The sequence below is a fragment of the Oleiphilus sp. HI0061 genome, assembly GCF_001635675.1.
Genome location: NZ_LWFE01001649.1, coordinates 1 through 941, shown reverse-complemented (window position 1 = coordinate 941; position 941 = coordinate 1). Strand labels below are relative to the sequence as shown.

Here is a 941-nt window from a genome sequence, read left to right as displayed (position 1 = left end):
TTGCAACTGAAAACGGCTGGAACCTCTACCTTTGTGGAAACGGCGGCATGAAGCCACGACATGCTGATCTGTTTGCGACCGATATCAGTACCGAAACGCTAGTTAAATATATTGATCGCTTCTTGATGTTCTACATCAAAACAGCAGACCGCTTACAAAGAACATCTGTATGGATGGACAACCTTGAAGGCGGTATCGAATACCTTCGTGAGGTTATTATTGAAGACAGCCTTGGTATTGCAGCTGAACTTGAAGCTCAGATGCAAAGCGTTGTCGATACTTATCAGTGTGAATGGAAAACTACGGTCGAAGACGAAACAAAACTACGTCGCTTCCGTCAATTTGTTAACTCTGATAAAGAAGATAGTAACGTTGTTTTCGTTGAAGAGCGTGGTCAAGTAAGACCTGCTAGCGAAGACGAAAAATCAAAATTAATCGCTAAGTCAGCTTAATCCAGTACTCACAGATAGGAGAAAATCAAAATGGCACTTAATGAAGTTATCTGTACGAAGTACGATCTTGTAGAAAATTCAGGCGTATGCGCGCTAGTAAACGATGAGCAAGTTGCGATCTTCTACATACCGAGCAGCGAAGAAAAGATTTTCGCAATATCTAACTGGGACCCATGCGGTAAGGCAAATGTTCTTTCTCGCGGGATTGTTGGAGATTTAACCGGCAAGTACGTGGTTGCTTCTCCCCTATACAAACAGCACTTTGACCTTAAGACAGGCGAATGCCTTGAGGAAGAAGACAAATCTGTAACTGTTTACCCAGTTAAACTCGAAGGCGATTCGGTCTTGCTAGCCTAGGCAGCAAGCAAAAAAGTTCTATCAAGCGGGGTGTGTTGGCTGGACTCACGAGGTCGTAAAACAGTCTTCCCACCCCATACATTCTTTCCCTTGTATGTCGCAAGGTTTAGCCCCGAAAGGGGCTTCTTTTTT

The 941-nt window shown here is 43.8% G+C and carries 1 protein-coding gene and 1 pseudogene; both read left to right on the top strand.

Going from position 1 to position 941, the window contains the following annotated elements:
* A pseudogene (locus tag A3735_RS25425) lies at positions 1–452 on the top strand (nitrite reductase (NAD(P)H)); the annotation flags it as partial.
* A gap of 30 nt (positions 453–482) precedes the next feature.
* A complete protein-coding gene (gene nirD, locus A3735_RS25420; RefSeq protein WP_068510303.1) occupies positions 483–809 on the top strand; it encodes a nitrite reductase small subunit NirD in 327 nt (108 codons plus the stop codon).
* Positions 810–941 lie beyond the last annotated feature (132 nt).

Excerpts from the sequence above, each read along its gene's own strand:
- nirD (WP_068510303.1), top strand. The coding sequence starts at position 483 with ATGGCACTTAATGAAGTTATCTGTACGAAGTACGATCTTGTAGAAAAT.